This window comes from Mesorhizobium sp. WSM4821 (assembly GCF_055901555.1).
On the sequence record NZ_CM148371.1, the window covers coordinates 3,376,036 to 3,391,871 of the forward strand.

Genomic DNA, 15,836 nt, shown 5'->3' on the forward strand with positions numbered 1-15,836 from the left:
CAAAACTACCAAGTCATATGAGCCTTCAACTTGAACGACCGGCCCTCCCCGTAAGAGCAGGTCGCGAGCGTCTGGCAGCTTGCCACATAGGTCTTGTCGAAGAGATTTGTGATGTTCAGGTCGACGCCCCATTTCTCCTTTTCGTAGCCGAGCTTCAGGTCGGCCAGCGTAACGGCCGGCACCTTTGCCGTGTTCTCGTTGTCGGCCCATGAGGAGCCGATATAGCGCAGGCCGGCGCCAACCGAGATGCCGTCATACCAGCTGCCACGCAAGGTGTAGTCGAAGGACGCCGAGGCCATGATTTCAGGCACGATGTAAGGCGTCTTGCCGATGAGGGCAGGGTCGTCGTTCTTGGTGAAGTCGATATCGTAGGCGGTCAGCGCCGCGGTCAGCCTGAGATCCTCGGTGACGTTCACCTTGCCTTCCAGCTCCACGCCGCGCGAGCGAATCTCGTCGGCCTGGATCTGGGCATTAGGATCGGTATCGCTTGCCATGGCCACGTTCTGGCGTGTGAGATCGAAGAGCGACAGGGTGAACAGGCCGTTGATGAAAGTTGGCTCATATTTGATGCCAACCTCGTACTGCACGCCCTCTTCCGGCTTGAACAGGTCGCCGTTCGCGTCGGTTCCGATGATCGGGTTGAAGAAGGTGGCGACGCTGGCATAGGGAGTGATGCCGTTGCCGAACTCATAGGCGAGGCCAGCGCGGCCTGAGAAATCGCCGCCGGTCCTGCTCTCGGTGCTGGAGGTCGGGCTGTAGTAGGTCGGGCGGTTGTCGGCTTCGAGCCATGCGCGGTCATAGCGGCCGTTCAGCGTCACCAGCCAGCCATCTCCGAAGCGAAGCTGATCCTGCGCATAAAAGCCGAGCTGCTTTTGCGTCAGGTCCTGGTTGAGATAGCTGACGCGAGGCGTCAACGTCGAGCCATAGATGGGGTCGAAGGCATCGATGGGATTGTCATTGAGGGGATCGTAGAGGCCCGACGACTGCACATGGTCGATGTTGTAATATTTGAAGTCCACGCCGACGAGGATCGTATGTTCGATCGGACCGGTCTCGACCTTGCCCTCGATCTGATTGTCCAGGAGGAAGGTCTTCGCCTGTGTGTCATGGTCGAAATTAATGCGGGCCAGATCGGTGGGCCCTCCGGTGGACGACCAGCCGTTCGGGTAGACCAGGACCTCTTTAACATCGGCGGCTGCGAAGCGGGCGTTGGAACGAACGGTCCAGTCATTGTCGAACGTGTGCTCGAACTCGTAGCCGATCGAACCCTGTTCGCGCTTGTAGAGATCGATATCCGGTTCCGTGAAATTGGCGTCGCGGTCGATGCGGCCGTAGTTCACGCCGCCGACAATCCTGTCGACGACGGTACCTTCGTAGGGCAGGAAACTGCCGCCATTGTGGTTCTCGTCGATGTGGCTGTAGTTGGCCAGCACGGTCAGCCTGGTCTGCTCGTCGGGCTGCCAGGTGATGCTTGGCGAGATGAAGCCGCGCCAGCCATCCTGGAGGTCGCTATAGGTATCGCCACCGGCGACGCGGCCGTTGACGCGATAGCTGACGACGCCGTCGCTGGCCACGTCGCCAATGTCGAAGCCGAGATAGACGTTGCCGGCGTCGTTGACGCCGGTCTCGACATAACGCTGCCTGCCGTCGGGGCGCTTGCTGACATAGTTGACGATGCCGCCCGGATTGCTGCCGCCATAGAGAACCGAAGCCGGGCCCTTCAGCACTTCGATGCGCTCGAGCCCGAAGGAATCGACATAGAAGCCGCCGTAGCCGTAGCTGAAGAGTTGCAGTCCATCCATGTAGACGCCGGTGGCGGTCGCCTGGAAGCCGCGGATGAACATCCAGTTGGTGTCGCTGTCGGGGCCGAAGGGCTGAGTGAAGACGCCAGCCGTGTATCGCAGCGACTCGTCGATCTTCTGGGCGCCCTGATCGTCGATTTCCTGCCGGCCGATAACCGAGACGGATTGCGGGATTTCGGTCAGTTTGGTGGCGGTTTTGGAGCCGGTCTTTGTCTCCTTGGCGACGACGCCGTCGACCGGTACGGTCGCGCTGTCGCCGGCCTCGCCCTCGACCACCACAGGTTCGAGCTGGGTGCTGTTTTGCACATCTTGTGCGAAGGCGGTGGTGGGCGGGACCATGGCAATGGCGGCGCCTGCCAAAAGCAGCTTCATCCGGCAGATTCTGTTCATAAGGCAAACCCCAGGTTCTCGAAACGCATATACCTGACTGTTTACCTCAGCTTATATGTGGGTCATTGGATGGATTTGCGCGGTTTGTCGGTTTTTGTCCCAAAAGGCGGACATTGCGACCTGATGTTGCGGAAATAAGCGCGTCGCGCCATTGCCCGCGCTCTTCATCCATGCGCCGGGCGTCAATCCGACGATGGACTTGAACACTCGCGTCAGATGAGCCTGATCGAAAAAGCCGGTCGCTTCGGCGATATCGCCGAGCGAGACGGGTTCATGCACCATCATGGTCTGGATTTTCCGGACCCGTGCCTGCATCTGCCAGCGGTGCGGCGGTATACCGGTAGCCGCCTTGAACGCGTGGCTTGTGGCGGTTTCCGACAGGCCGGTCAGCGCGGCCAAGTCGGCGAGACGAATCTTGCCCAGGCAATGCGCGTCGATGTAGTCGGTGACCAGGCGCAGCTTCCGACGAGACAGCGGCGTGCGGCGCCGCTGCCCGCCCGGTTGGCCGATTTCGAAAAGTCCGGCGAACAATGCGTTCAGCAGGCCTTCGCCATAGAGATCGTGCATTGGCTGGCCGCTGTCGCATTCGGCCGCGATCAGGCCGGCAAGCGTGGCGATCCGGTCGTCCCGAAACTGGAACCGCGACACGTGCAAGGCGTCGCGGTCCAGGCTGCCGCCGAAGCGGCGCGTCAGCGCTGCCTCGTCAAAATGCAGATCGAGATGTCTGATGCGGCGCAGGCCCTCGACCCTGCCCCTGACCGGCACTCCAGCCGGTATATAGGCCATGGAAAATGCCCGGTCGTGACGGCGCAATTCCCCCCGCGCTCCTTCGACGAAAAAGGCGCCCTCGCCGTCCACATCCAGTGCGACGAAGAGCCGGGGATCGGGAGAAACATAATATCCTTCCGCTTTCTCCCCACACGCAACATCCCAGAGGTCGGCGACAACACCGTCCCAGGCGTGCCATTTCAGGCCGCCAATGACGGAAAAACCCTGAATGCGACTTTCCATGCGTGGGGCGAAGGCCACTTCCCGTTTCCCTGTGATGGCATGATCCATTCGCCTTGATATATTTCATGATATAAATTATCAAGTTTTCGTGGAATCAACAGGATGCAGTGCCCGAGCCGAGCGCAACGCGCTCGTCGCCGCTCTCGCAAACAGCTTGCGAGCATTACTCGATCAGCAGCAAGCCGCGCTTTTTGTCGCCATCGCTGTCGATTGTGTCGATGGCTGAGAACAGGCGCTCACGCTCGATCAGCCAGGGCTTGTAGTCTTCGTTTACATCGAGGACGAAGACCATGTCCTCGGCCTCCAAATATCCTCCGATCGGGGAAAAATGGCCGACGCCGGCTCCGAAAATCTTCTCACGGGTAAAGTTGACGATGTAACGGCGACCGGGGTCATTGGCGCGCTTCATGTGCTCGTGAAACGCGTCGGCGCTGAGATTGCGAAGCACCGAGATTTTCCGCTTGGTATTTGCTCGAGCGACCTCGGCCACTTCGTCCAGCGTAAGCCCTACGATGCAAAAGCCTGTCCAACACTTCCCGGTTCCATCGAGGACTTCGGCTTCGGTTGTCTCCTCCTCTCCGATTGAGCGGAATGCGTTCGCAATGCTTGCCGGACCGCAGCGCGACCCGTTCGATTGCCAAGTAAGCTCGGCATTGAACGTGGCTGCCACAGGCAGCTTCCAGGCGCTGTCAATCAATTCAGGGGTGCGGGTAACCGACGACTGGATTGCATCTTGCGAAACGCTGGATTGGCCAGCAATCAAAAGCGCGGCGCCGCCCAGGAGGCCGACGACGGCAATCACACTGCTGACAATCACACCGAAAGCGAGACTGCGCCTCATTGCTGGACCTCGGGGCAGGCAGCAACAGGACAATGAAGAAAAGGCGCCGCAACGTCAATCAGAGCGCGCCCCGCCAGTCAGCCATCCGGTGCGACAGATATCGTGGATCGGTCGGCCTTCACGGGGCCTTCTGCCGGAACTTCGAATGACAATCCGAGCAATCCTGCAGGATAAGATGCAGGAGGTGCTCGGCGGGAAGTCTGGCGGGATCGGCTTCCGCCGCCGCCGGCCGCTTGCCAAGCAGGCTGCCGCCGCCCATCGCCAGGCCGGGACCCATCCTCATGTCTTCGGTAATGCCGGGCGGCGCCCGCTCGGCCTTGGCGGCCAGCGTGGTGGCCAGCGTCGCCATGTGACGGGCCAGCGCCTCGAATTCCGGACGAGCCTGGTCGATCTCCAACTTGGCGCCCGAAGGCGCACCCAATGTCGCGCTGGGAAATTCCGCAATCAGGGCAGGGCCGGCACGGGCGCGAATGGTCTCGACCGCCGCCTCGAAGGCAGCGGCGTCATAGGCCTGCTTGCCGTCGAACATCCCGGCGATTGTCTTGGCCGCCACAGCCATCTCCTTCATCGACGCCTGGCGCGCCTTGACGGTTGCATCGCGGCCGCCGTGCGTTACGGCGACCGCGACAGAAACGCAGGCAAGCGAGAGCATCGCTGCGGCGGCCCACTTCACTGGACCATGCCTTCTCCCGCAAGTTCGTCGATGATCGGGCAGTCCGGCCGCTCGTCGCCATGGCAGTGCTCGACCAAATGATGCAGCAGATGGCGCAGTCCGGCCAGTTCGGCGATCTTCCTGTCGATCTCCACCAGTTTGGTTTCGGCAATGGCCTTGACGTCGGCGCTCTCGCGGTTCCTGTCGTGGTAAAGCGACAGCAACTGGCGGCACTCGTCGACTGAAAATCCCAGGCTGCGCGAGCGCTGCAGAAACCGCAAGCGGTGGATGTCGGCTACCGAGTAGTCGCGATAGCCATTGTCCGTCCGGGCCGGGCGGACAAGGCCGATGTCCTCGTAGTAGCGTATCGTCTTGGACGGCAGGCCGGATTTTTCGGAAGCGACGCCGATGTTCATGATGGAAACCTCCTGCTCAGCCGGAAAGTAAACCTTCCTGTTGCTGGAGGTCAACCCGGCGCGGCAATTTGGATGCCCCGCCGCGGCCGTCCGGGACAGCGCTTTGCCCTCTACTCCGTTGCATAGACGGTGGGCGCCTTGCCGTCCTTGGTGAAGGCGTAGATCGTCCAGGTCTCGTCCTTCTCTCCACCCATGCCTGGTGCCCCGGTCGGCATGCCGGCCAGCGTGATGCCTGTTATGGCGGGTTGTTCGGTCAGCAGCTTCCTGACGATATCGACCGGCACATGGCCGTCGACGACGTAGCCGTCGACCATCAGCGTGTGACAGCCTTCGAGGTCGGCAGGCACGCCGGCATCGCTGCTAATCTGGGATAGATTGTCGACCGCCTTGATGTCGACCTCGAAGCCATTCTGTTCGAGATAGGCTGCGTAAGCCTCGCAACAGCTGCATTCCGGGTTCTTGTACATGACGGCGTTGATCGTCGCAGCGAGTGCAGGCATCGGCGTTGCGATTGCTAGGGCGAAAGCGGCGAAAGCGTAGGTCGGTTTCATTGCAGTTCTCCTTGGTTGAATGAAAAAAGCTCTACGGAACACGGTGATGGGGCCATCGCCGCAACGAGAAACCTGCGGCGTGAATCAAATGGCTGAAATCGGAATTCCCCTTATGTCCTTTGCGATCTCGATCGACGGCGAGAAGCTCGACATCGATTGAAGTGCTGCCCGCGCCCGCCACGCCGCAGCGAACGCAGTGGGCGGTCGAGCGCCGGCGATCAGCCGCAGGACGGCTGAAACGGCGTCAGATCAAATCGCTGGGTCTCGGAGGGGATGGGTCGGGCCGGGAGCTTTGCCCGTGAAGGAGCGGGGTCGCTAGTGCCGACGGCTGCTCCACCCGCGGCGCTGTCGTCACGGCAAGGTCTTGCAGCACCGCGAGCACCGGCGCGATACAGGTCGTCGAACATTGCATCGCGCTGTCGTCGTCGTCCGTGCTCTCGGGGCATGTCTTGCAGCCACCGGCCATGTCGGAGGACATGGTCATGTCCGCGTCGGGGTGCATGGCCATGGCGTCGTCCGAGATCGTCGTCATCATCTCGGCCGACATGACACTCGCCTGTGCGCCGGCAACGCTGAACCCCGCGGTCAGGAAGACCGCGAGCAGCGCTACAAGGAATTGCTTTGGCGACCAGCGTGCCATCATCGGCACAGGCTGGCTTGAAAGTGCGGCATTTGCAAGTCCCAATGCCGCGACATCAAGGCGGGGAGAAGCTTCGGCTTCATGACGTCCGTGCGATCTTTCGGCTTGAGCTTCGGCCCCACCGGAACAGCGTCCTTGATCATGGAGCAGCCCGCCGCAGGCCCGGCGCTATGGCGCCCTCGGCCTGGCAGCGTTCGCATCACCACGCCCGCCGAAAATACGAACGAGCGGCTCTCAGGAGCTTCGGCTCCGTCACTTGGGACAATCCTCCATGTCCGAAGTTGCAGTGCCACTGGTGGTGTTGGTATTCATGTCGGTACCCGCCGTGTCCTTGCACCGGTCACCCGTGCCGTCAGAGCCCGTGGTTGAATTCGTTGCGTTTGGATCGACAGGAGTTGGGCTATCGGTACCAGGCGCCATGGTGCCGGTGCTGGTCCCTGTTCCAGGGGTCGCGGCCGGATCGCTGGTGCCTGAGCCAGTACCGCTTGACTGCGCCATCGCCGAAGCGGCAAGAGCGATGCTGAGTACCGTTGCGGAGAGAATTTTCTTCATCATAGAGGGGGTCTCCATTAAAGTTATATCGCCGATTGCGATAACTCCCCAACGAGCGTTTTTCGGAGTTGTTCCGCAAAACAAAAATCGTGATCGATGGCGGATCCAAGCCGCAATGCTGGCGAGAACCGCAGGCGGGCACGGTCTTTTTTCGGTTTCGCGGGAACAACATCCGCCGGCCGCAGTTGGAAGCACAGTCGTTCTAGTCCGGCGACTATGAAGGCCGTTCGCACGGCATTCGGACAAAGGCCCCGCGCTTCCTCCCCGCGGGTCCTTTTTCTGTCGCTGCAGGAATTTTCACGGAATCCGGGCATCCGAACGAGCCAGGTGGCCGCACTATCGAAGGCTGCCGGTCATGGCTCGTCGATATCCTGCTTTGAGGGGTTACGCGCGATAGCACGCTCCTCATCGTCGTCCGGCAGCGCCTCGTCGCTGTTCTGGTACGGATTGTCGTCGTCTTCCTCGGGCAGTTCGGCCTCCTTATCGAGGTCGTAGCGAATGTCGCCGTTTCCCGGCACGCTGTCCGGTAGAATCTTGCTGCCTTTGATCGCGTCCCAATCCTGCTGTTCGATAGTCGGGCCTTCGGGCGGATCGTCAGGTTTTCCGCGTGGTGCCATTGGAGCTCTCCTATGCATCGGTGCGTCGTATGTCTAACTCTTCGAACCGCCGCGTAGTTCCTCGATCAAACCTGCGAGATCATTCTACGTTGATCCAGCAACCATCTCGGTTTGGCTCGCCGGTGGGACTTTTTACCCGGGCCTTTAGTCCCGGGAGAACCAACCGTTAGACGGGGATTACAAAAGTTGAACGTGATCGGGGAACACTCCTTCCGTCTTTGCTGTTGGGTTGCCAGCGCATTCCCGCGCATTCGCAAGAGGAGAAAACGATGAAACGCATCCTTTTGGCGTCGGTCATGCTGGCGGCATCGGCTGGGCTTTCACTGGCCCAGACGACGAGCGGAACCTCGACGACCATGCCCAGCACCACCGATCAGGGGACCAACTCCACCGCCGATCAGGAAACTGACTCGACCACCACCAGCGGCACCAATCCGAACTCGGCCAAGGATTGCGCACCTGGCCAGCAGACCGGCACCGCGCAAGAGGCCGCTCCTGGTCAGCAGGACACGGACGCCCAGACTGCAGCTCCCGGTCAGATGAAGAAGACCACCGAAGGTTGTTGATCGGCAAATCGCTACGGGCCGGAATTGCCGGCCTGTAGCTCGCCATTCTCGTCAACACAGAAGCGATGGGGTGAGTCCGTCAGCGCGGCTTGAGGGTCGGGTCCGTGCGCCCTTGACATGAGCGCGATATCCGTGCCGGTGACGGCCACGGCAGGCCGGCGAGCAAGCCGCCGACGCTATCCTGCTGCATTTCTCGCGAACCACGCAGCCAACCGGCCGCCGACGCGTGCCGCAATCCGGCAGCGACGATGAACTTGCGCGATATCTAATATAAGAGCACACTTCGAAACAGGTGGAGGAACAACGGCTCAAGAAAGCAATCGGGAGGAAAGCCATGAACAGCATGAGCCTCACCACGCTTGAACGCGGCAAGATGACGGTCGATGCCGCGGCCCTGGAGGCGCTTTCGGCACAATTGCGCGGTACCATGCTGACGGACGGCGACGCCGGCTATGACGACGCACGCAGCATCTGGAACGCCATGATCGACCGACGGCCCGGGTTGATCGTGCGCTGCGCCGGCGCTGCCGACGTTATCGCTGCCGTCAATTTTGCCAGGGAAAACAGGATTCTCGTCGCGGTTCGCGGCGGCGGCCACAACATCGCCGGCAGTGCCGTCTGCGACGGGGGCCTGATGATCGACCTGTCGCCGATGAAGTCGGTGCGGGTCGATCCGGCGACGCGGCGGGCATGGGTTGAACCTGGCGCGACGCTTGCCGATGTGGACGCGGAAACCCAGGCCTTCGAACTGGCGGTGCCGATCGGCATCAACTCGACCACAGGTATATCGGGCCTGACGCTGGGCGGCGGCTTCGGCTGGATCACGCGGAAGTTCGGCCTGACCATCGACAATCTTCTTTGCATGGATGTGGTTACCGCCGACGGAAAGCTGCTGCGCGCCAGCCAGACGGAAAATCCGGACCTGTTCTGGGCACTGCGCGGCGGCGGCGGCAATTTCGGCATCGTCACGGCTTTCGAGTTCAAACTCCACCATGTCGGCCCGCAAGTGCTGTCGGGGCTTGTCGTTCATCCTTTCGCCGACGCCGAAAACGTGTTGCGGGAATATCGGGCAGCGCTCGAGGTGGCCTCCGACGAGCTGACCTGCTGGGTGGTCATGCGGCAGGCACCGCCGCTGCCATTCCTGCCGGCCGAATGGCACGGCAAGGAGGTGCTGGTTCTGGCCATGTGCTATTGCGGCGATCTCCAGGAGGGAGAAAAGGCGACGCAAAGGCTTCGAACCATCGGAACGCCGATCGCCGACGTCGTCGGTCCCAACCCGTTCACCGGCTGGCAGCAGGCATTCGATCCATTGCTTGCGCCCGGCGCCCGCAACTACTGGAAAAGCCATGACTTCACAGCGCTTTCCGACAGCGCGATCGAGGTCGTCACCGCGGCGATATCCAGGCTTCCCGGCCCCGAATGCGAAGTATTCTTCGGCCATGTCGGCGGTGCCGCGGGCCGCGTGGCCGCCGATGCGACGGCGTTTCCGCAGCGCAGCGCGCATTACGTCATGAATGTTCACGCCCGCTGGCGTGAACCGGAAATGGACCGCGCCTGCATCGACTGGGCGCGAGGTATTTACGAGGCGGCCAAGCCCTATGCCGCCGGTACGGCCTATGTGAACTTCATGCCCGACGACGAGGTCGACCGGGTCGAGGCCGCCTATGGGGGCAACTATCTGCGGCTTTTGGAAATCAAGCAGCGTTACGACCCGCTGAACCTGTTCCGCATGAACCAGAACCTGCGGCCAGCGGAAAACCTGCGCGCCGCATAAGGCCTGCAATGACAAGGCCCGCGCCTCAGACGGAGGACGCGGGCCGGTCAGGCGTTGCTTCTCGCCCGACCCTTGCCGACCGACCGGAGCCTTCCAGCATCGTCAGACTTTTCGACTTTTCTTGACTCGGCTGGCAAAAACGGGCAGCAAAGTTCAGCACTGAAGGCAATTTCCGCGACTTTGATAGTTATGGGGAACTGTTTTCGTATTGGCCTTCGCCAATCGGCGATCGGTAGAGGGATTGGTTAACCAAGTTTGTCCATCTTTTGAATCAATCGGCAACAGACGCGAAGCGTGCAGGGGGCACTAGGCGACTGTGATCGTGATGGCTGCGAGCCCCGCATGCCGCAAGGCCGATTGAGGTTGGTTGTATGGCGTTTGTGCGTTTGAAAAACCGGGGTGACGATCCTCAACCTGGATTGACATCGATGAGGCCCGGCCTGCGCTGGGCCGCGGTTCCCGTTGTTGGCGTTGCGGTCGCTTTGTGGTCGGTGGCGACCATGGCCGGCCTTTATTCGGTAGGGACCTCGCTCACTGCCGCGTCCAACAGTCTTCCGCAAAACCTGCTCGCGCCGCGCACCGTCGCGCTCGCCGATCCCCGGCGCACCTCTGCCGATTCATGGGCCAGTTCACAGGCGCCATCCCCGGTAAACCGGCGCTCCGTGCATGAAGATAAGACGGCGCGCCTCAAGCCGTTAGCGCAGCCGAACATTATTGCGCCTTTCACCTCGCATGACGCCCGCTTCGACGACGTGGTGGCGAAAGCCGCGCTGTCGCCCGAAGAACTTGCTGCTGCCTTTGCCCATGCCACCGCGACGCCCCTTACGCTTGCCAGCCCGCCGGCGGCCGCGCGCTTTGCGGAGCCGGTGCGCCTGCCCGACCAGAACGGCCCGGCCTCGGTGCGCTTCGGGCCGGAGGTCGCGGAGATCGAACGATCCTCCCGTCTGGCGCTGGCGCTTGCGAACGTGTCGCCGGAAGAGATGATCGACGTGCTGCCGGAGGTGGCTACAGCCGACCCTGCTGTACCGCAAGAGGGCGAGGTGCAGATGGCCTCGCTGCCGCCGCAGGACGAGATGCCCGACAGCGTTCCCTTGCCGACCTTCCGCCCGCAGGCGGACACCGCTCAGTCAGACGAGGCGCCCGAGGTCGAGGCACCCAAGGCCAAAGCGCCCAAAGTTCAGGCGTCGAAGCCCGCCAAGTCCCAGTCTCAGCCATCCAAAGCCAACAAGGTGCAGACCGCCGACGCTCCGCGGGTCGACCCGCCCCGGGCGCCAGCCTTGTCACCGAGGAGTTCGTCACCGGCGGCCATGCCAAGTATGCAAGCCAACCAGGGCAGCCTGGGCATGCAAGGCAAACCGGCCAAGCGGTCCAAGGCCAAGGCCGCGGACATGCTGGCCTATGCCAAACCCGATAGCCCGGCGGGCGGCGGGGCCTTCCGCAACCTGTTCACCAAGCCCGGCATGGGCAGCGGCGTCGCCGTCTACGACATCTCGGCAAAAACCGTCTATATGCCGGACGGCTCGCGGCTCGAGGCGCATTCGGGACTGGGCTCAATGGTAGACCAGCCGCGCTACGCCAACCGGAAGAATGGTGGCCCGACGCCGCCCCACACCTACGATCTGAGGCTGCGCGAATCGCGCTTCCATGGGGTGGAGGCGCTGCGCCTCACTCCCATCGACGGCAAGAACAAATATGGCCGCGACGGCTTTCTCGCCCACACCTATCTGCTGCGCGGCGGCCGCGCGGAGTCGAATGGCTGCGTCGTCTTCAAGGACTATGCCCGCTTCCTCGCCGCCTTCAAGAAGGGCAAGATCAAGCGTCTCGTCGTGCGCGGCTAACCAGGCCGCTGATGCAGATCGCGTCGGACGGACGCGGCGCGTAGGCGCCGCTGCATCCTTTGGCTGCTGTCACGTTTTCCAGCAGAATTGTCAGCAGCCCGCCTCGGAAAGCGTTTTCAATCCTGTCCGACGACACTATGACTGACCGGTGCCAGGGCGGCGGCTTCAACCAATCGAGAGGATGTCATGACTATACGCGCTGTCGTTTGGGGCGAGAATATCCATGAGCGGACCAATAAAGTGGTCGCGGGGATCTACCCCGAGGGCATGCACGCGACCATCGCCAACGCGCTGAAGCTCGACCCCGAAATTTCCGTGTCGTGGGCGACGCTGGAGCAGCCGGAGCATGGCCTGCCGGCCGATCGTCTGGCGCAAACCGATGTGCTGCTGTGGTGGGGACACAAGGACCACGGCGCCGTCGCCGACGAAGTCGTCGAGCACGTGGCGCGCCGCGTTTGGGAAGGCATGGGGCTGATCGTCCTTCACTCCGGTCATTTCTCGAAGATATTCAAGACGCTGATGGGCACGCCCTGCACGCTGAAATGGCGTGAGGCGGGCGAGCGCGAGCGGCTTTGGGTGACGAGCCCCAACCATCCGATCGCCGCCGGGATCGGCGAGTATTTCGAGCTCGAAAACGAGGAGATGTATGGCGAGCAGTTCGCCGTGCCGGAGCCGCTGGAAACGGTTTTCATCTCCTGGTTCCAGGGCGGCGAAGTGTTCCGGTCGGGGCTGACTTATCGCCGGGGTGCGGGCAACGTCTTCTATTTCAGGCCTGGCCACGAAACCTATCCGACCTATCACGACAGCAACGTGCAGAAGGTGCTGCGCAATGCGGTGAAATGGGCGCACAACCCGCTCGGGTCAAATCCAGCCATCCTCGACGCGCCGAATGTGCCGGTGGAGAAGGCGCTCGAGCCGATCGTCGAGCGCGGCGGAAAACTTCATGCCGAGGGCGAAGCCGGCTATCGCTGACCATGATCCCGAACCTTGGTTCGGAAAATCCGCGGTCAAACAAGAAGATAAAGCCACATCCTAAGGATAAAAATCATGCGTCTCCTGATACTCGGCACCGGCTGGATGGCGGAGGAGCACGCCAGGCAGTTCAGCAAGATCGAGGGCGTCGAGCTGATCGGCGCCGTCGATGTCGACCGCGCGCGTGTCGACAGGTTTTCGGACAGCTACGGTATTCCCAACCGGTTCACGTCGCTGCAAGACGCGCTCGCATGGGACAAATTCGACGCGGTCGCGAACGTGACGCCGGATCGCATCCACCATCCGACCACCATGATGCTGATCGCAGCGGGCAAGCCGGTGCTGTGCGAAAAACCGCTGGCCGAAAATTACCAGAGGGCCAGCGAGATGGCTGATGCCGCCGAGCGGGCCGGCATCATCAACATGGTCAACCTGACCTACCGCAATGTGGCGGCGCTGCAGAAGGCGCGCGCCATGGTGCTTGCCGGCGAGATCGGCCAGATCCGGCATGTCGAGGCGTCCTATCTGCAGAGCTGGCTGGTCTCCAAATTCTGGGGCGACTGGCGCACCGACCCGAAATGGCTCTGGCGCCTGTCGCGTGGCCACGGCTCCAATGGCGTGTTGGGCGATGTCGGAATCCACATCCTCGATTTCGCCAGCTATGGCGCGGCGCTCGACATCGACCATGTGTTCTGCCGCCTCAGATCCTTCGACAAGGCGCCCGGCAACCGGATCGGCGAGTACGAGCTCGATGCCAATGACAGTTTCACCATGGCGCTGGATTTCAGCAACGGCGCCTTCGGCGTCGTTCATGCCAGCCGCTGGGCGACCGGCCACCTCAACGAATTGCGGCTGCGCATCTATGGCGACAAGGGCGGCATCGAAGTCGTGCACAATCTGAATGGCTCGGAGCTGAAAGCGTGCATGGGCGAGAACATCGAAAACGCCAAATGGCAGGCCCTCGATGCCGGGACAGTGCCAACCAACTACCAGCGCTTTGTCGATGCCGTGCGCAGCGGCGTGCAGTCCGAACCGTCATTCCACCATGCCGCCGAACTGCAGAAGGTGCTCGACCTCGCCGTCGTTTCCGACGAGAAGAGGGCGGAACTGAGGGCCCACGCGGATACACAGTGAAATCGTTCGCTGAAGGAGCCAGCCATGGTCACGCGCCGCGCCGAATGTTCCTGCGGTCAGCTTTCAGCCACGTGTTCGGGCGAGCCGGTACGCGTCTCCGTCTGCCATTGCCTGGCCTGCAAGCGGCGCACGGGCAGCGCGTTCAGCTTCAACGCGCGGTTTCCCGAGGACAAAGTATCGATCGAGGGGCGTTCGGCGGAGTTCACGCGCATTGGCGACGAGGGCGGCCGCGTCACCTACAGTTTCTGCCCGGAATGCGGCACCACAGTCCATTACCGGATCGACACGCAGCCCGGTCTGGTTGCCATCCCGGTGGGCGCCTTCGCCGATCCTTCATTCCCGCAGCCCTTCCAGTCATTCTATCACGAGAGCCGGCGCTGTCAGTGGGTCGAGGTCTGTGCCGAGCCTCTGACGACGCTCGGCTGAAGACGCCGGCCACCGCAGGCTGACGTTTTAGAGTCAATATCCAACTACTCTGAGTCGGCTCGCCCTCGGCCGAACCACACCCATGACCCTATTGCAGACATCATCCTTGCATTTGCAGACGACAGCTAATCGTCACCCGATGGATCGGACCAAGTGGGCCGCGCCGCCGCTAAGCCTCGAGGAAGTCCAAGGCCTTTTTTACGAAGGCGTCGTGATACTGGAAAATGGCCGTATGCCCGCCGTCCTCGTACAGGCCCAGCTCGGCATTGGGAAAGCGCCGTGCCATGTCGACGGAATTGCTGGTTGGCACCATTCTGTCGTGATCGCCGTTCACCACGAGGACCGGGTGCCGGATACGCGATGGGTCGGCAGGGCGCTCCTGGCCAAAGGCACGGACCGCCTTGAGCTGCTGGTTGAAGGCGCCGAGCGTCATGGGCTTGTCGCGATCATCGGTCCGTTCCCTCAATCGCTGCAGAAATTCGCGCGCCGCCTTTTTGCCGTTGGGGCTCTGGGTGAAGAAGAGGTAGTTCTTTGGGTCCTTGGTGGTCAGCGCGGCACGGATTATGTCGAAGATGGTGACGAACGTCACCTGTCGATGCCGGTACCCCCGGCTGGACCGGTTCCCGCGAGGATGATCTTGCGAACCAGACCAGGCTCCAGCTGAACAATCGCCTGGGCGATGAAGCCGCCAAGAGACAGGCCAAGCAGATCGACCTGCTCGAAACCGAGAGCCTGGATGAAGGCGATCGCGTCGCGGGCCATCGCCTCCACCGTGTTGGGAGTGAAGCCGCCCGATGCACCAACACCACGGTTGTCGAATGTAATAACGCGCCGTTTTGCGGCAATGCCATCGACGACCCGGGGATCCCAATTATCGAGAACCGCACTCAGATGGGTAGAAAGATCACCGGTACCCCGGCTGTGGGCCCGAGCTCCCGGTAGGCGAATTTCGTACCGCCGACGTCGACCGTTTTCGTCGGCACGTCCCTGTGTTTGAGGATCGCGGCAGGTCGCGATAGCTGATGCACGTTCATGATGGTTTCCTTTCTGCGGGCTTGTCGTTCTGGCGGGGCTGGAGCTGCGCCTTCGCCGCCACCGCCCCAGCTTCGAGAACGTGATCGGATAGTTTGGTACCCTTCACAGCGCGGGACAGCTCAAGCGTGCCGATCAGGGTCGCAAAGACGCCGAACGCGACAGCCTCGGGGTCGCGGACATCGGGCGTAAGTTCGGCCGCCACCTGGCGTACGAGCTTTAGCAGGTGTTCGGCGTAGACCTGGCGCGTCTCGGCCGGCTCACGAGCAATTTCAGGCAACAGCGCGGCTGAAGCACAACCTTTGCCTGGATTGTCGCGGTGTTCCGCCGACAGATACGCGTCGATGGCCATCGACGGGCCACCGGCAGCCAACAGCTCCTGAATTTGGTCCGCCTGAATTTCCAGGGCGGCCGCCACGCTCTCGCGCACAAGCGCCGCCTTGGACGGAAAGTGGGGATAGAAAGCTCCGTTGGTCAGTCCCGCCTCGCCCATGATGCCGGCGAGACCAGATGCAGCGATGCCGTCGGAGCGAAACCGTTCGGCCGCCACATCCATGATCCGCTGCCGCGATGCGTCCTTCCTGCCTTTCTCATAGCGCATGGTTTCTCCTTCGATCATCTA

Annotated in this window: 22 protein-coding genes; 8 read left to right on the plus strand and 14 right to left on the minus strand. The window is 62.0% G+C overall.

What is annotated here, in order from left to right:
* Positions 1-5: 5 nt before the first annotated feature.
* On the minus strand, positions 6-2,192 hold the full coding sequence (locus tag AC0NID_RS16205) for a TonB-dependent siderophore receptor (RefSeq protein WP_473453746.1): 2,187 nt from the start codon (positions 2,190-2,192) through the stop codon (positions 6-8).
* 51 nt (positions 2,193-2,243) lie between these two features.
* The gene (locus AC0NID_RS16210) at positions 2,244-2,840 is read right to left on the minus strand and encodes a helix-turn-helix transcriptional regulator (protein ID WP_473454037.1); all 597 of its coding nucleotides are present in this window, start codon (positions 2,838-2,840) and stop codon (positions 2,244-2,246) included.
* On the opposite strand from AC0NID_RS16210, the gene AC0NID_RS16215 reads away from it, so the two are divergent.
* Complete coding sequence (locus AC0NID_RS16215) at positions 2,841-3,260, plus strand: hypothetical protein (protein ID WP_473453745.1); 420 nt, start codon at positions 2,841-2,843, stop codon at positions 3,258-3,260.
* Between the two features lie 106 nt (positions 3,261-3,366).
* Here AC0NID_RS16215 and AC0NID_RS16220 read toward each other — a convergent pair whose 3' ends face one another.
* From AC0NID_RS16220 to AC0NID_RS16235, 4 genes are all read right to left on the minus strand, one after another.
* Positions 3,367-4,044, minus strand: a complete 678-nt coding sequence (locus AC0NID_RS16220; RefSeq protein WP_473453744.1) for a phytochelatin synthase family protein — start codon at positions 4,042-4,044, stop codon at positions 3,367-3,369.
* 118 nt (positions 4,045-4,162) lie between these two features.
* Positions 4,163-4,717 carry a cytochrome c gene (locus AC0NID_RS16225; RefSeq protein WP_473453743.1) on the minus strand — a complete coding sequence of 185 codons (555 nt, stop codon included), beginning with the start codon at positions 4,715-4,717 and terminating at the stop codon, positions 4,163-4,165.
* Positions 4,714-5,112: a Cu(I)-responsive transcriptional regulator gene (gene cueR / locus AC0NID_RS16230; protein ID WP_473453742.1), complete on the minus strand. Its 399-nt coding sequence runs from the start codon at positions 5,110-5,112 to the stop codon at positions 4,714-4,716. The genes AC0NID_RS16225 and cueR overlap by 4 nt, the downstream gene beginning before the upstream one ends.
* A gap of 110 nt (positions 5,113-5,222) precedes the next feature.
* Positions 5,223-5,663 (minus strand): DUF411 domain-containing protein, encoded by a 441-nt coding sequence (locus tag AC0NID_RS16235; protein ID WP_473453741.1) that lies wholly within the window; start codon positions 5,661-5,663, stop codon positions 5,223-5,225.
* Between the two features lie 19 nt (positions 5,664-5,682).
* Between AC0NID_RS16235 and AC0NID_RS16240 the strand changes: the two genes are divergently transcribed.
* A complete protein-coding gene (locus AC0NID_RS16240) occupies positions 5,683-5,823 on the plus strand; it encodes a hypothetical protein (protein ID WP_473522259.1) in 141 nt (46 codons plus the stop codon).
* A gap of 84 nt (positions 5,824-5,907) precedes the next feature.
* Here AC0NID_RS16240 and AC0NID_RS16245 read toward each other — a convergent pair whose 3' ends face one another.
* The 4 genes from AC0NID_RS16245 to AC0NID_RS16260 all read right to left on the minus strand — a co-directional run bounded on the left by AC0NID_RS16245 (position 5,908) and on the right by AC0NID_RS16260 (position 7,472).
* Positions 5,908-6,303 carry a hypothetical protein gene (locus AC0NID_RS16245; protein WP_473522260.1) on the minus strand — a complete coding sequence of 132 codons (396 nt, stop codon included), beginning with the start codon at positions 6,301-6,303 and terminating at the stop codon, positions 5,908-5,910.
* Positions 6,303-6,446 (minus strand): hypothetical protein, encoded by a 144-nt coding sequence (locus AC0NID_RS16250; protein WP_473453738.1) that lies wholly within the window; start codon positions 6,444-6,446, stop codon positions 6,303-6,305. Before AC0NID_RS16250 ends, AC0NID_RS16245 begins: the two co-directional genes overlap by 1 nt.
* 109 nt (positions 6,447-6,555) lie before the next feature.
* Positions 6,556-6,858, minus strand: a complete 303-nt coding sequence (locus tag AC0NID_RS16255) for a hypothetical protein (protein WP_473453736.1) — start codon at positions 6,856-6,858, stop codon at positions 6,556-6,558.
* Positions 6,859-7,208: 350 nt separating this feature from the next.
* Positions 7,209-7,472 carry a hypothetical protein gene (locus AC0NID_RS16260; RefSeq protein WP_473453734.1) on the minus strand — a complete coding sequence of 88 codons (264 nt, stop codon included), beginning with the start codon at positions 7,470-7,472 and terminating at the stop codon, positions 7,209-7,211.
* A gap of 269 nt (positions 7,473-7,741) precedes the next feature.
* Between AC0NID_RS16260 and AC0NID_RS16265 the strand changes: the two genes are divergently transcribed.
* From AC0NID_RS16265 to AC0NID_RS16290, 6 genes are all read left to right on the plus strand, one after another.
* The gene (locus tag AC0NID_RS16265; RefSeq protein WP_473453732.1) at positions 7,742-8,038 is read left to right on the plus strand and encodes a hypothetical protein; all 297 of its coding nucleotides are present in this window, start codon (positions 7,742-7,744) and stop codon (positions 8,036-8,038) included.
* A 334-nt stretch (positions 8,039-8,372) separates the two neighbouring features.
* Positions 8,373-9,812 carry an FAD-binding oxidoreductase gene (locus tag AC0NID_RS16270; RefSeq protein ID WP_473453730.1) on the plus strand — a complete coding sequence of 480 codons (1,440 nt, stop codon included), beginning with the start codon at positions 8,373-8,375 and terminating at the stop codon, positions 9,810-9,812.
* 371 nt (positions 9,813-10,183) lie between these two features.
* On the plus strand, positions 10,184-11,650 hold the full coding sequence (locus AC0NID_RS16275; protein WP_473453728.1) for a DUF2778 domain-containing protein: 1,467 nt from the start codon (positions 10,184-10,186) through the stop codon (positions 11,648-11,650).
* 186 nt (positions 11,651-11,836) lie between these two features.
* Positions 11,837-12,622, plus strand: coding sequence for a ThuA domain-containing protein (locus AC0NID_RS16280; RefSeq protein ID WP_473453726.1), 786 nt, complete (start codon positions 11,837-11,839; stop codon positions 12,620-12,622).
* Between the two features lie 75 nt (positions 12,623-12,697).
* Complete coding sequence (locus tag AC0NID_RS16285) at positions 12,698-13,756, plus strand: Gfo/Idh/MocA family protein (RefSeq protein WP_473453724.1); 1,059 nt, start codon at positions 12,698-12,700, stop codon at positions 13,754-13,756.
* 24 nt (positions 13,757-13,780) lie between these two features.
* Positions 13,781-14,182 carry a GFA family protein gene (locus AC0NID_RS16290; protein ID WP_473453722.1) on the plus strand — a complete coding sequence of 134 codons (402 nt, stop codon included), beginning with the start codon at positions 13,781-13,783 and terminating at the stop codon, positions 14,180-14,182.
* A gap of 169 nt (positions 14,183-14,351) precedes the next feature.
* On the opposite strand, the gene AC0NID_RS16295 is transcribed toward AC0NID_RS16290, so the two are convergent.
* Genes AC0NID_RS16295 through AC0NID_RS16310 form a run of 4 tightly spaced genes read right to left on the minus strand, consistent with a single transcriptional unit; the run spans position 14,352 to position 15,815 of the window.
* On the minus strand, positions 14,352-14,771 hold the full coding sequence (locus tag AC0NID_RS16295) for an alpha/beta fold hydrolase (protein ID WP_473453720.1): 420 nt from the start codon (positions 14,769-14,771) through the stop codon (positions 14,352-14,354).
* Positions 14,768-15,130, minus strand: a complete 363-nt coding sequence (locus AC0NID_RS16300) for an alpha/beta fold hydrolase (RefSeq protein ID WP_473522264.1) — start codon at positions 15,128-15,130, stop codon at positions 14,768-14,770. The genes AC0NID_RS16295 and AC0NID_RS16300 overlap by 4 nt, the downstream gene beginning before the upstream one ends.
* Entirely contained in the window at positions 15,070-15,216 is a 147-nt protein-coding gene (locus AC0NID_RS16305; RefSeq protein ID WP_473453718.1) for a hypothetical protein, read from the minus strand. The genes AC0NID_RS16300 and AC0NID_RS16305 overlap by 61 nt, the downstream gene beginning before the upstream one ends.
* Complete coding sequence (locus AC0NID_RS16310) at positions 15,213-15,815, minus strand: TetR/AcrR family transcriptional regulator (protein ID WP_473453716.1); 603 nt, start codon at positions 15,813-15,815, stop codon at positions 15,213-15,215. Before AC0NID_RS16310 ends, AC0NID_RS16305 begins: the two co-directional genes overlap by 4 nt.
* Between the last annotated feature and the right edge of the window lie 21 nt (positions 15,816-15,836).